General features: G+C 36.0%; 9 protein-coding genes. 4 read left to right on the plus strand and 5 right to left on the minus strand.

Going from position 1 to position 14,438, the window contains the following annotated elements; all coding sequences use genetic code 11:
- Positions 1 to 5: 5 nt before the first annotated feature.
- Complete coding sequence (gene sufB, locus GGR10_RS00305; RefSeq protein ID WP_182479415.1) at positions 6 to 1,517, minus strand: Fe-S cluster assembly protein SufB; 1,512 nt, start codon at positions 1,515 to 1,517, stop codon at positions 6 to 8.
- 154 nt (positions 1,518 to 1,671) lie between these two features.
- A complete protein-coding gene (locus GGR10_RS00310) occupies positions 1,672 to 2,817 on the minus strand; it encodes a cysteine desulfurase family protein (RefSeq protein WP_182479416.1) in 1,146 nt (381 codons plus the stop codon).
- Positions 2,818 to 2,994: 177 nt separating this feature from the next.
- Between GGR10_RS00310 and GGR10_RS00315 the strand changes: the two genes are divergently transcribed.
- From GGR10_RS00315 to GGR10_RS00325, 3 genes are all read left to right on the plus strand, one after another.
- Positions 2,995 to 3,675 (plus strand): alpha/beta hydrolase, encoded by a 681-nt coding sequence (locus tag GGR10_RS00315; protein ID WP_010703790.1) that lies wholly within the window; start codon positions 2,995 to 2,997, stop codon positions 3,673 to 3,675.
- 288 nt (positions 3,676 to 3,963) lie between these two features.
- On the plus strand, positions 3,964 to 5,217 hold the full coding sequence (gene tyrS, locus GGR10_RS00320) for a tyrosine--tRNA ligase (protein WP_182479417.1): 1,254 nt from the start codon (positions 3,964 to 3,966) through the stop codon (positions 5,215 to 5,217).
- Between the two features lie 203 nt (positions 5,218 to 5,420).
- Complete coding sequence (locus tag GGR10_RS00325) at positions 5,421 to 5,894, plus strand: peroxiredoxin (RefSeq protein WP_182479418.1); 474 nt, start codon at positions 5,421 to 5,423, stop codon at positions 5,892 to 5,894.
- 154 nt (positions 5,895 to 6,048) lie between these two features.
- Here GGR10_RS00325 and prfB read toward each other — a convergent pair.
- The 3 genes from prfB to GGR10_RS00340 all read right to left on the minus strand — a co-directional run bounded on the left by prfB (position 6,049) and on the right by GGR10_RS00340 (position 11,198).
- A protein-coding gene (prfB, locus tag GGR10_RS00330) for a peptide chain release factor 2 (protein ID WP_182479419.1) occupies positions 6,049 to 7,180 on the minus strand; the annotation gives its coding sequence in 2 pieces (ribosomal slippage) (positions 6,049 to 7,110 and positions 7,112 to 7,180; 1,131 coding nt in all).
- Positions 7,181 to 7,351: 171 nt separating this feature from the next.
- On the minus strand, positions 7,352 to 9,757 hold the full coding sequence (locus tag GGR10_RS00335) for a penicillin-binding protein 1A (RefSeq protein ID WP_339379941.1): 2,406 nt from the start codon (positions 9,755 to 9,757) through the stop codon (positions 7,352 to 7,354).
- Between the two features lie 211 nt (positions 9,758 to 9,968).
- Positions 9,969 to 11,198: an N-acetylmuramoyl-L-alanine amidase family protein gene (locus tag GGR10_RS00340; RefSeq protein ID WP_182479421.1), complete on the minus strand. Its 1,230-nt coding sequence runs from the start codon at positions 11,196 to 11,198 to the stop codon at positions 9,969 to 9,971.
- 631 nt (positions 11,199 to 11,829) lie between these two features.
- Here GGR10_RS00340 and GGR10_RS00345 point away from each other — a divergent pair.
- Positions 11,830 to 14,424 (plus strand): ribonuclease E/G, encoded by a 2,595-nt coding sequence (locus GGR10_RS00345; RefSeq protein WP_182479422.1) that lies wholly within the window; start codon positions 11,830 to 11,832, stop codon positions 14,422 to 14,424.
- The last annotated feature ends 14 nt before the right edge of the window (positions 14,425 to 14,438 follow it).

Raw genomic sequence — 14,438 nt, forward strand, 5'->3', positions numbered from 1 at the left:
ACGAATTAGCCTACACTACCTTCAAGGCTGATAGCGATGAGCTTTTGCGCTTCAACAGCAAATTCCATAGGAAGTTTCTGAATGACTTCTTTTACAAAACCATTAACAATTAATGCGATAGCTTCTTCTTCAGGAATTCCCCTCTGCATCACATAAAAAAGCTGATCATCAGAGATTTTTGATGTTGTTGCTTCATGTTCAAAGTGAGCCGTTGCATTTTTTGCTTCAATATAAGGCACTGTATGAGCACCGCAATTGTTCCCAATTAATAAACTATCGCATTGAGTAAAATTACGTGCATTTTGCGCTTTTTTATGTGCCGTGACTTGCCCTCGGTAAGTATTGTTTGAAAAACCGGCAGAAATACCTTTAGAAATAATACGACTTGATGTATTTTGACCCAAATGGATCATTTTAGTACCAGAATCGATTTGTTGATAACCATTTGCAACAGCAATAGAATAAAATTCTCCACGTGAATTGTCACCACGTAACAAACAAGACGGATACTTCCAAGTAATTGCGGAACCAGTTTCAACCTGTGTCCATGAAATTTTGGAATTGTCTCCCCGACAATCTCCACGTTTAGTTACAAAATTATAAATACCCCCCTTCCCTTCTTTATCACCGGGGTACCAATTTTGTACTGTAGAATATTTAATTTCTGCATTTTTAAGTGCAACAAGTTCAACAACAGCAGCGTGAAGCTGATTTTCATCACGTTGAGGTGCTGTACATCCTTCAAGATAAGAAACATAAGAATCTTCATCTGCAATAATCAATGTTCGTTCAAATTGACCTGTATTGCGTTCATTAATCCTAAAATAGGTTGAAAGCTCCATAGGGCAACGAACCCCTTTAGGAATGTAAACAAATGAACCATCTGTGAAGACAGCAGAATTTAAAGCAGCATAATAATTATCACCAGTTGGTACAACTGTTCCTAGATATTCTTTAATAAAGGCAGGATGTTCAATAATTGCTTCTGAAATAGAACAAAAAATGACACCGGCACGTGCTAATTCTTTTTTAAATGTCGTCACAATAGAAACAGAGTCAAAGACTGCATCAACGGCCACTTGTCCTGATCCATAAATATTATCATTAAGAGGAGAGCGATCAGCTTGTTTTCTTACTCCTGCCAAGATTTCTTGCTCTTTAAGAGGAATACCAAGTTTTTCATATGTTGCTAATAACTCAGGATCAACTTCATCTAAAGATTTTGGTCCCGTATGATTTTTAGGAGCAGCATAATAATAAAATTCTTGAAAATTAATTTTAGGATATTCAACACGCGCCCACTGAGGTTCTTCCATTGTAGTCCAACGATGAAAAGCTTGTAAACGCCAAGCTAGCATCCATTCAGGTTCATTTTTTTTTGCAGAAATGAATCGGATGATATCTTCATTTAAGCCTTTTGGTGCTTTATCCGTTTTAATATTGGTTTTAAAGCCGTATTTATATTGATCAACGTCTATCTCACGTACCTGGCGTATCGTCTCTTGTACTGCCGGCATCAGTTTTCTCCATTCTTGCCGGTGTTAAGGACCGGTGATTAAAGATCTTATTTTTACAAGACCAAAGCGAGTACTTCAGTCTTTAAATTATATGCAAAAGAGGAAAATTTCAATCAAGCTTTAAAATTAGCTTTATTTTTTTTAATGACAAATTTTATTTTTTACTATTACTTATTATTTGAGAAAAGACCAATAAAAAATCATCGATATCTTCAGAAGTTGTGCAACGCCCTGTTGAAACACGGATTGCACCGTTTGGAATGTGGTACCCCATTGCTTCTAAGATTTTACTTTGTTTTACTTTTCCTGAAGAGCAAGCAGAACCTGCCGATACAGCAAATCCTGCCAAATCAAAACTAATTTGCATTGTTTCGGCTTTTATATTTTGTACAGCAAAATAAGTGGTATTGGGCAAACGCTGGACGTTTTTACCAAAAATTTCAACATAATTACTAATTTGTTGGAGACCATTTTCTAATTTATCGCGTAAATAAAGTAATTTTTCTACCTCTTCTTGTGTGAAAGGATCACTCATCGCGGCTCCAAAAGAAGCAATAAGTGGTAACGCTTCTGTTCCACCACGCATTCCTTTTTCTTGTCCACCAGCAATAATAAGGGGTTGCGGCATGAGAAGATTCCCGCATGAAACAAAAGCCCCAATCCCTTTAGGTCCACCAATTTTATGGGCTGATAATATAAAAAAATCACCACCGAATTGATTGATTTCAATAGGATTTTTATCTACATATTGTACCAAATCAACAATAAGAATACCTCCAGCGTTTCGGACAATAGCAGCTATCTCTTTCATTTTTTGGACAACACCAGTTTCACCATTAGCTGCTTGAATAGCAACAAGGGGTAAGCCTTTTGTATTATCGTGAGAAGCCAGTAAGAGTTTTAGATTATCCTGTTGGATTAAACCATTGTGATCAACTGCAATTGTACTGATCAATTCTTTAGAAAAACGCCCCCCTTGTGCAATAGATGGATGCTCACTTGCACCAATATAAAGGTGGGAAAATTGAACTTTAGAATACCCCATGTTATAAAAAGGGGTCAATAATGTCATTGCTGCTTCACTTGCGCCAGATGTAAATACAACGTGATTTGGATTTGCATTAAGTCTATCGGCAATTTGCCGACGTGCTTTTTGCAATAAAGCTTTAGCAGCACGACCTTCTGCATGAACGGATGATGGGTTACCAAATGTTTCTAAAGATTCGAATAATGCTATTTTTGCTTTTTTTGTAAGCGGTGTTGTTGCATTATGATCAAAATATCGGCGTTTTACAGCCATTTTAAATCCCAACCAGTAATTTTATCAATTGATTTTAAGAAAAATAATGCAATTTTCTTGAAAAATGCATCTAAAACAGAATATCTAACGATTAATAAAGTAAAATCATATAAATAAATTTTATATGAAAGTTAATCAAGGTCAATGAGAGCCTCTTTATAACTTAAGGAGCAGTGAATGCCAGAAATCATTTTTAACGGTCCTGCAGGCCGTCTTGAAGGGCGTTATCAGCCTTCACAACAAAAAAATGCACCAATTGCAATTATTCTGCATCCTCATCCTCAGTTTGGTGGAACAATGAATAATAAAATCGTTTATGATTTATTTTATATGTTTCAACAGCGTGGATTTATTACTTTACGTTTTAATTTTCGTGGTATTGGTCGCAGTCAAGGCGAATTTGATTATGGAACGGGGGAGCTTTCAGATGCTGCTGCTGCACTTGATTGGGTGCAAACACAGCATCCTGATTCTAAAAATTGTTGGGTAGCGGGATATTCGTTTGGTGCGTGGATTGGCATGCAACTTTTAATGCGTCGACCAGAAATTGAGAGCTTTATATCTGTTGCTCCTCAACCTAATATTTACGATTTTTCATTTCTTGCCCCTTGCCCTTCTTCAGGCCTTATAATTCATGGGGATATCGATAAGGTTGCTCCCCCCAAAGATGTTCAAGCTCTTGTAGATAAATTAAAGACGCAAAAAAGCATTACTATTACACAAGAAACACTGGAAGGTGCTAACCACTTTTTTAGTGGATGTCATAAGGAACTTATTGAACGATGTTCACAATATTTAGACAATCATCTTGCGGGCGAGTTGTCAGGTTGTCCACGTGAAATATTGGCACTTTCTTGAAAGTATTAAAAAAAGATCATACTAGTGGCTAAACGGCGTTTCGTAAGAAGTATTTTGAATTTGTAGTGTACTTTTTTATAAATAAACTATGTTGTGCAATTAATGATATGAACAGAAAATAGTTTAAGCAAAATATATCAATGTCATTTTCTTGAAGTTTCTTTCATGTGTTCTTTATTGGCTTAACATTTTTAGTTTCTTTGTGAATTACGTACGTATCATGTGTAAAAAATAGTGATGAGCTTTCAGCTATAAAAACGATAGTAATATTTATTAGGAAAGAAATCCATGTTTGCCTTTAAATCTGAGTTTTTACATATTATGAACGAACGTGGTTTTATCCACCAAATTTCAGATGAAAAAGGCCTAGATGATCTTTTTTCAAAAGAGATTGTAACTGCTTATATTGGATTTGATCCCACTGCTTTAAGTCTTCATGCTGGAAGTCTTCTTCAAATTATGATGCTTCATTGGCTACAAAAGACAGGTCATCGCCCCATTATTTTAATGGGGGGTGGAACCGGTATAATCGGTGATCCCTCTTTCAAAGATGAAGCGCGGCGTCTTTTAACACATGATGATATTGCTAAAAACATCGTTGGCATTGAAAAAGTTTTTGCCAATTATTTAACATTTGGTGACGGAAAAACTGATGCACGCATTGTCAATAATGCTGAATGGTTGTGCGGTTTAAAATATCTAGAATTTTTGCGTGATATAGGAAAACATTTTTCAGTCAACCGTATGTTATCATTTGATTCTGTTAAACTCAGACTTGAACGTGAGAATTTTTTATCATTCCTTGAATTTAATTATATGATTTTGCAGGCTTATGATTTTGTTGAACTTAATAAGCGCTATGGATTACGTGTGCAAATGGGTGGTTCAGATCAATGGGGTAATATTATTAACGGCATTGAATTGGGACATCGCTTGGGAGCGCCGCAGTTATATGCATTAACCTCACCCCTACTCACAACTTCCTCTGGCGCAAAGATGGGCAAATCATTGAATGGTGCAATATGGCTTAATTCAGATATGCTTTCACCTTATCAATTTTGGCAATATTGGCGCAACACGGAAGATGCTGATGTTATAAGGTTTTTAAAACTGTATACAACGTTGCCAATGAATGAAATTGCCAGACTTTCCACTTTACAAGGCACTGAAATTAATGAAGCAAAAAAGATTCTTGCAACAGAAATTACAGCTATGTTACACGGAAAAGCTCTTGCTGATGCAGCTGCAGAAACTGCACGTAAGACTTTTGAAGAAAAAACACTTGCAGATAATCTCCCAACTATTGAAGTTAACGCTACAGAATTAAAAATAGGTACTGGATTGCTTTCTCTTTTAGTACAAGCAGGATTAGCCAAGTCCAACAGTGAAGCACGCCGACATGTTCAAGGTGGTGGTGTACGTGTGAATGATAAAATTGTGGAAGATGAAACACGCCTTATTGTGGAAGATGATGTCAGTGAAATAGGAGTAATTAAGCTTTCCTTTGGTAAGAAGAAGCATGTCTTGGTTAAGCCGTTATAAGCTATCTCTATTCTTAATCTCTTTTTGTAATTTCTTATATTTTGTTAAATCATAAAAATTTTAACTTCTTATAGTGATCAGGTTCTCATAATTCATTTTTATCATTTCAATTATGACATAATAATACTATCGTATATAATTGAAGCGTTACTGTGTTATGTAATCTAAAATTTGATACTTGTATAAAAAAGAAAGAAAGTGCAATGACAAAACCAACGAAAGGTGATATCGCTCCTGATTTTGATTTGCCATGTGATGGTGGAGGGCAATTACGTCTTTCTGATCTTCGAGGAAAGCCAGTTGTTTTATATTTTTATCCAAAAGATGATACGAGCGGATGCACAAGTGAAGCAATTGATTTTACGCGATTAAAAATAGAGTTTGATAAAATAGGAGTTATCATTATTGGTATATCTCCAGATAATGTTAGCAAACATGATAAATTTAAAGCAAAACATGAACTTGATATCATCCTTGTTTCAGATGAGGAAAAGATTACACTTGAAGCTTATGGTGTTTGGGTTGAAAAAAGTATGTATGGGCGTAAGTATATGGGGGTTGAGCGGAGCACTTTTCTCATTGATGCAACAGGAAAAATAGCAGAAGAATGGCGCAAAGTTAATGTATCTGGACATGCCGAAAATGTTTTAACTGCTGCGCGTGCATTATCTCATTAATGGTTGCGAATTCAGTTAACATTCTTGATAAGAGTCCAATGTTATTATCCTAGATTTAATTCAGTTTTACCGATTAATGATTTGATATATAGATTAAAATTAATAGATCGAGTAATAATACTAGTGTAGATTTTAATATGATAGATTGGTATCATCACTCAGTCTTTTCTTCAATTATGGGGGCTTGTTTGTAAACACGTTGGGCAAGCGCTGCTTCTATAAACGCATCTAAATTACCATTAAGGACAGTTTGTGGATCAGTATTTTCAATACCTGTGCGTAAATCTTTAACAAGCTGATAGGGTTGAAGAACATAAGATCTAATTTGATGCCCCCACCCAATTTCCGTTTTAGAAGCCTCAATAGCATTGGTTTCTGCTTCACGCTTTTTAAGCTCTTCTTCATAAAGGCGTGCGCGCAACATGGACCAAGCTGTTGCTCTGTTTTTATGTTGAGAACGCTCTACTTGGCATTGAACAACAATACCCGTTTTTATATGGGTAATACGAACCGCAGAATCTGTTGTGTTGACATGTTGTCCTCCAGCTCCTGATGCACGGTAGGTATCAATACGGATATCTGATTCTGAAATATCAATTTCAATATTATCGTCAACAACAGAGTAAACCCAAACACTTGCAAAAGAAGTATGACGCCTTGCATTCGAATCAAAAGGTGAAATGCGTACTAAGCGGTGAACACCTGATTCTGTTTTTAGCATACCATAAGCATTATGCCCTTTTACGAGAATTGTAGCTGATTTTATACCAGCTTCTTCTCCGTCATGAATTTCTAATACCTCAACTTTCATTTTATGCTGTTCAGCCCAGCGGATGTACATGCGTAAAAGCATAGAAGCCCAATCTTGGCTTTCTGTCCCCCCTGCCCCAGCGTGAATCTCTAAATAAGTATCGTTTGAATCTGCTTCTCCTGAAAGAAGCAAATCAATTTGCCGTTTATCTATCTCACTTTTAAGTTTACGTATTGTATTTTCTGCATCAGTGATAATTTCTTCATCACTTTCTTCTTCACCCATTGCAATTAATTCAATACATTCTTCAAGTGTTTGCGTAAATAATCGAATACCATTTATTGAATCTTCAAGACATTGACGCTCACGCATCATATCTTGCGCTTGTTGTGTATCATTCCAAAGTGACGGATCTTCAGCTTTTTGATTGAGATATTCAAGACGTTTTAATGACTGATCCCAGTCAAAGATGCCTCCTTAGCAATTTAATAGCCTGCTGTATTTCATCAACCAATGTTTCTATTTCTGCTCGCACAATTTAACCCCTTAGTTTTAATTTTTTCGTTACAAATTCTTTTATTTTATATTAATTATAGCAATAAGAATGGATATTATGCTCTTATAAACTTATCTAATTACAGCTACAGCATAGAAATAATTGAACATTATTCATAGTTATCTACCATATCAAAAAAATTACTTTTTATTAATATAATCCACCAGAACCATTCTGAAGGGCTTTATTAACCTGTGGAGAAGTGGTTACTGTGGGAACACCTTCTTGGAAGGCATTAGTTTCACCAATGACCTGATATACATCAGCAGGACCAGTTCCTGGTTTGAATGCTTCCAAAATAACATCATTATCGTTAGCTGTAGCGAGCATACCGGTTTTACGGTTAATTTTCATTAAAATCATACCCTTTGGTATTTTAAATGGTACATTTGGTTTGTCTTTCAGAGCGGCTTGCATAAATTCTCCAAAAACAGGTGCTCCCAATGAACTTCCTGTTCCAGTGCGTCCTAATGAAGCTGGTTGGTCATAGCCAATGAAAACACCAACCACAAGATCAGGTGTAAATCCTATAAACCAAACATCTTTCGATTCGTTCGTCGTACCTGTTTTGCCAGCAATATGTCGGTTAAGATAACGCAAACGTGCAGCGGTTCCACGCTGAATAACTCCTTCCATCATTGATGTAATCTGATAAGCTGTCATAGGATCAAGAACTTGTTCTCGTTCATCAATTAATGTTGGTTCACTTTGATTATTCCATGATTGAACATTACAATTTTCACAAAGACGATCATCATGATGGTAAATAGTCCTTCCATAACGATCTTGAATTCGATCTATAAAAGAAGGTTTAATTGAATGCCCTCCATTTGCAATAACTGAATAAGCTGTTACCATCCGTAAAACTGTTGTTTCACCAGATCCCAGAGCCATGGAAAGATAAGGTGGCAATTTATCTGTAACTCCAAAACGCTCTGCATATTCAGCAACCAATGGCATTCCCATATGATGAGCAAGCCGTACGGTCATAAGGTTACGAGAATGTTCAATACCGTAACGCAATGTTGAAGGCCCCGTAAAAGTACCACCATAGTTTTTGGGTCGCCAAATTTGACCATTACCTTGAAAAATTTCAACAGGACCATCCAAGACTACTGATGCTGGTGTATACCCATTATCCAGTGCTGCTGCATAAACAAAAGGCTTAAATGCAGAACCAGATTGGCGATAAGCTTGTGTTGCACGATTAAATTCAGATTCAGAGAAGGAAAAACCACCAACCATTGCAAGAACACGTCCTGTATGAGGCTCCATTGCGACAATGGCCCCCTCAATCTTTGGTATTTGTTGCAAACGATAGACATTGTCTGTATTTGATATTTTTTCAACAAAAATGACATCACCAATATGTAGAACATCTGATAAATTTTGAGCAGTTGTTCGACGATCATTTTCGCCAATAACATTCAATGCCCATTTTGATTGCTCTATAGATAATGCAGCAATTACTCGTTCTTTTGATAATAAACCTGAATTTTCACGCTTTGGCTGCAAACCTATCTCTATTTTATCAGTGCTAGAAGACAGAACAACTGCTAAATTCCATTCAGGTACATCACTTAGTCCAGTGATATCTGCAAGTGCTATGCCCCAATCATCTGTAATATCGATATGTTTATAAGCTCCACGCCACCCTCGTGAATGGTCAAATTTAATTAAACCATCTTGCAAAGCACGCCGCGCAATAAGTTGTAAATGCGGATCAAGTGTTGTACGAACTGAAAGACCACCTTCATAAAGTGTTGTAGCACCGTAGTGATGCATTAAATGACGACGTACTTCTTCAGTAAAATAGTCAGCAGCAAAAACATAGCTATCGCTACCACGTACTTTTACTCCCAAGGGTTTTTCTTTAGCCTGTTTACCTTGCTCTGGTGTTACATATCTATTTGCCACCATCCGATCTATAACCCAATTACGTCGCTCAATAGCGCGTTGTGTATTTTTAAATGGATCATAATTTCCTGGTCCCTTAGGAAGAGCTGCCAGATAAGCGCATTCTTCTAAAGTAAGCTCGTGGACAGATTTATTAAAGTAAGTCAATGAAGCTGCAGCGACACCATAAGTACCACGCCCCAGATAAATTTCATTAAGATAAAGTTCAAGAATATGATCTTTAGAGTAAGTCTTCTCAATACGTATGGAAAGAATAGCTTCTTTTAACTTACGTTCAAATGTTGCTTCTGAATTTAAAAGGAAATTTTTAGCAACTTGTTGTGTAATAGTTGATGCTCCTTCTGGACGCCGACCAGAACCGATATTAATAATATTGTTAATTAAAGCTCTAGAAAGACCTTCGGGATCTAAACCAAAATGGTTATAAAAATTTTTATCTTCAGCTGAAATAAATGCTTCTTTAAGAAGATTTGGAATTGATTCAATTGGTAAATAGAGACGATGTTTCGTCGCAAATTCTGCCATAAGACGACCATCGGCTGCATGAACACGCGTCATAACAGGTGGTTCATACAATGAGAGCACCTCATAATCAGGAAGTTCATCAGCTTGGCTACTCGTCATTGCTGTCCATACCATAACTCCAAAAAATCCAAGAGCTGTGAGGGAGCTAAGCAGATATCTAAAAAAAGTCATCATTGAAACGAATATCGCTTTCTTTAAAATTGATCAAAGGAAACATATTTTAATTTTATCATTACTAGGTGTTATTAAATTGAAACAAATGCAAGATTAATCTCTATTATTTTGTTGTTAAAATTTAATATCAATACTCTACTTTTTCAAATATTTAAGGAAACTGCATAATTTCCTTCCGATACTGGGCAAATTGACGAATGGAATGGGCAAGAGAAATAACTATTTGATTCCGCCATTGAGAATTATTCAATAATTTCTCATCTTCTTTATTAGATAAATAGCCTATTTCTATCAATACAGAAGGTACATCTGGAGCTTTTAAAACTTGAAAATCAGCGTATCTATGAGGATTTTTAATTAGATTAATATTATTATTTGACAAATTTAAAATAATAAGATCAGCAAAATTAAGCGAAAGTATATGAGTTTCGCGTCTAGCCAGATCAATCAAAATATCTGTAACTTCATGCGATTCTTCTGCAGGCAATCCATCAAGAAGATCTGCATTGTTTTCAATTTCAGCTAAAGTTTTTGCAATTGCATCAGATGCTTTATCAGACAAAGTGTAGACCGTAGCGCCACGAAGAGAAGGAATATTAATACTATCTGCGTGGATAGATATAAAAAGATCGGCATTAAAATTTTGTGCTTTTTTAACTCTTTCACTTAACCTTAGAAATACATCGCAATCGCGTGTTAAAGTCACATTAATATCAGAGTCTTTTTCTAATTCATTTTGCAATGCACGTGCAAAAGCTAATGTTATATTTTTTTCTAAAATTCCAGTAATGCCTTGTGCACCACTGTCAATTCCACCATGGCCAGGATCAAGTACAACATGAAAATAATGCTTTGGATTGGATTGTTTTTTTATATTTTGGTCGACTTTTTGTTGTTTTGTCGAAATTTCATTCAATTTTTTTTGTGTGTTTTGGGTGATATCAATCAATACCTGCCATAAACCATTCTCTAATTTTTGCACTGTACTGTTTTCAATAATAAAAGAGGTTTTGCTTGTCAGAGTGATGTATGAGGTTTGTGTATCGGAAAAACTGTAATGTACATCAGATAGCATACTTGATAGTATATTTTGTTTGTTTGGAGGCATATTTTGTGTTGAAAAATCAACAGGAGGTAGCTTGATAACCAAACGTGAGGGGTTGTCAGAAATTTCTAAATGAAAATTTGGTTCAGCATTAAAAACTGCAATAATACGTGTAGATGTATTATCACCAATCGTCCGCAGGTTAATAAGTTTTAACGCATCCGCACCTTGAATATATGTTTGAAATATCAAAAAAAAGGATAAACAGCATATAAAATACCAAATAATATTCCAATAGACCGCTTTCAGCATTCTGACGGAGAATTGTTTAATCATTTAAGCAAAACACTTTTTCTGTATTAATAAGTTGGTTTTATTGTGTAAAATTACACTGTAAATATAGGTTATATTATTTCAATAATCGATGTTGGCCTTTTTTCATAAATGTTGAATCTTTTAACCACAACTATCAAAAAAAAATCAAACTAAGAGGATGGATGCATTATAATGGTGCGTATTTATACTTGTTACTTGCCAAAAGCATGATATCAACATAAAAGAATATTTACGCTCTTTAAGCGATATAACCATCTATTATTGACTTAAATTATCAATAATTTTGTTAAGTTATCTTTGAAGGTTTATCGTATATTATGCGTTTAGGCTTTTTATAGGTGATAAGTCTTCATACCTTAAAAAGCAGGATTATGTTATTTTAAATTCGCTGGTTCGGATATCCGAACTATTTTCAAAATTGTTTTGCCGGAGACTTGTAAAAACGTGAGTCATACAAAACAGATGGAACTGATGATTGTAAATATCGTAAACGCTGTAACGTGTTTGCGAACGAAAATCCATTATGTTATGTCGGCACCCCCCTTTTACGGCAGACAGCCTTTTATATTTGCAAGTAGTGATAATGCTTGTTTAGATAAAGTTGTGCGTGTCGCCTTTAGGATTTTAACTTATGTCAAACAAAATGCTTATCGATGCCTCCCATCCGGAGGAAACGCGTGTTGTTGTTGTTCACGGCAACAAAATTGAAGAACTTGACTTTGAGTCAGAACATAAAAAACAGCTTAAGGGGAATATTTATCTCGCACGTATCACACGTGTTGAGCCATCACTTCAAGCAGCTTTTGTAGAATATGGTGGCAATCGCCATGGTTTTTTAACATTTTCAGAAATTCATCCTGATTATTATCAAATTCCTATTGCTGATCGTCTTGCTCTTCTTGAAGAAGAAGAGAAAGCTGCTATTGATGAAAATCAAGCAGATGATTTTGTTGAGGAAATAAAACAGAATAAAAAAGGTTCAAGAAAAACAAAAAAAAGTAAAAACCATAGTGTTCTTTCTGTAGATAGTGAAAACAATATCATATCCGAATCAATAGCAAGTGATGATGGAGAAGAAGCACTTGATGGAAATGTTTGTGATGACGATATTGAAATGGTTGGTGCGGAAGATGCTCTTGAAGAGCTCCCTACTTATCAGCGTAAACCGGTGCGCCAATATAAAATTCAAGAAGTTATTAAACGGCGTCAAATTTTATTAGTACAAGTAATCAAAGAAGAGCGTGGCAATAAAGGGGCAGCACTCACAACTTATTTATCATTGGCAGGCCGCTATTCAGTTTTAATGCCAAACACGGCACGGGGTGGTGGTATTTCTCGAAAAATTACCAATATACAAGATCGCAAACGGCTCAAAGAAATTGTAAAAGAATTAGCAGTTCCAAAAGGTATGGGGGTTATTCTACGAACTGCTGGAGCTAATAGAACAAAAGTCGAAATTAAACGTGATTATGAATATCTCATGCGGTTATGGGAAACTGTTCGTACTTTAACACTTAAATCAACCGCACCATATTTAGTTTATGAAGAAGGCAATCTAATAAAACGCTCTATTCGCGATCTTTATAATAAAGACATTAATGAAATTCTCGTATCTGGTGATAAAGGATATCGTGAAGCTAAAGATTTTATGCGCATGTTGATGCCAAGTCATGCAAAAGTTGTTCAGCCTTATCGTGATCATATACCAATCTTTACACGTAACAATATTGAAGCTCAGCTAGATAAAATGTTGCAGCCGCAAGTTGCTTTAAAATCTGGTGGTTATCTTGTTATCAATCAGACGGAAGCACTTGTCGCTATTGATGTAAACTCTGGTCGTTCTACCAAAGAGCATTCTGTTGAAAAAACAGCGCTACAAACCAATCTTGAAGCTGCTGAAGAAATAGCTCGTCAATTGCGTTTACGTGATCTAGCAGGCCTAATTGTGATTGATTTCATTGATATGCTTGAAAATCGTAACATTAAGCTTGTTGAAAAAAAGCTGAAAGATTGTTTAAAAAATGATCGTGCCCGTATTCAAGTTGGTCGTATCTCACATTTTGGCCTTATGGAAATGAGCCGTCAACGCATTCGTGTATCTGTTCTAGAAAGTACAATGCAGCCTTGTCCTCATTGTGCTGGAACTGGAAATGTACGTTCAGAATCATCAATTGCCTTGCATGTTATGCGCTCAATTGAAAAATATCTTCTTAGTAATTCGCAATATAATATCATTGTGCGGACATCTGCGGTGATAGCACTTTATGTACTCAATCATAAACGCAGTATTCTCGTTGATTTAGAAACGCGCTTTAAGCTTAATATTAGTATTGAAGCAGATGATAGCGTTGGGGCACAGCATTTAGTTATTTCCAAAGGTACCATGGCAGAAAAAGATCATTTGCCTCCATTAGCTATTGAAGATGATGATAAAGAGGAAGACGAAGATGCAATTTTGATGGAAAGCGAATTAACTCATGACGAGTCCCTTGTTGAAAATAATCAACGGCGCCGGCGTAAAAATCGCCAAAGTGAATTACATGACAGCTTTTCTACATCCTCTCATAAAGATGATATTCAAAATAGTGAGGACACCCGCCGCCGTGGACGTCGTCGTGGGCATCGTAGGGGTCGGCGTAATCAAAATAACGGTTTTTATCAGTCTCGTGTTCCTTATGCTGAACCAGTCGGAGAATTTGCCAAACAGGCTTTAGAAGAAATTAAAGCAGCACATCGCCGATATTCTATTCCAGCTGCTGAACCTGTAGGATTTGATGAACAAAACAGTGATGCAAAACATCATGTCAATGTGCAACAAAATGCTGTTTTTAAAGCTAAGAAGAATCGTAATGCACGTCCCCGAAAGGCATCTCAAGACAAAAAAATGCCCGAAAATAATAAAAGCGTGACAACGTCAACACCTGTTGAAGAAAAAAATACTACTAACTCTATTCATAAATCTAAAACAAAAAAAGAGAATAAACCAACTCATGAGATAACTGAAGAAATCTCGACAGATACCAAAAAATCAACACGTCAAACGCGAAAAAAGGCTATTACGAAAAAAACAACTCAAATAACTGAATCATCGGAAAAGGAACCTATAACAAAGCAAGCTGTTGAACAAGTTTCTACCGACCCTGTTGTTACATCTTCAGTGCCTGAGGGGGAGAATAAAACTGGACGCATTGGATGGTGGAAGCGCAAAGTTTTCTCTAAGAGCTAAACAATTAAAAAACG

The sequence above is a fragment of the Bartonella chomelii genome (genome assembly GCF_014138465.1).
Taxonomy (GTDB): Bacteria; Pseudomonadota; Alphaproteobacteria; order Rhizobiales; family Rhizobiaceae; genus Bartonella; species Bartonella schoenbuchensis.

Coding starts and splice junctions, on each gene's coding strand:
- sufB (WP_182479415.1), bottom strand. CDS start 1,517: ATGCCGGCAGTACAAGAGACGATACGCCAGGTACGTGAGATAGACGTT.
- GGR10_RS00310 (WP_182479416.1), bottom strand. CDS start 2,817: ATGGCTGTAAAACGCCGATATTTTGATCATAATGCAACAACACCGCTT.
- GGR10_RS00315 (WP_010703790.1), top strand. CDS start 2,995: ATGCCAGAAATCATTTTTAACGGTCCTGCAGGCCGTCTTGAAGGGCGT.
- tyrS (WP_182479417.1), top strand. CDS start 3,964: ATGTTTGCCTTTAAATCTGAGTTTTTACATATTATGAACGAACGTGGT.
- GGR10_RS00325 (WP_182479418.1), top strand. CDS start 5,421: ATGACAAAACCAACGAAAGGTGATATCGCTCCTGATTTTGATTTGCCA.
- GGR10_RS00335 (WP_339379941.1), bottom strand. CDS start 9,757: ATGGTATGGACAGCAATGACGAGTAGCCAAGCTGATGAACTTCCTGAT.
- GGR10_RS00340 (WP_182479421.1), bottom strand. CDS start 11,198: ATGATTAAACAATTCTCCGTCAGAATGCTGAAAGCGGTCTATTGGAAT.
- GGR10_RS00345 (WP_182479422.1), top strand. CDS start 11,830: ATGTCAAACAAAATGCTTATCGATGCCTCCCATCCGGAGGAAACGCGT.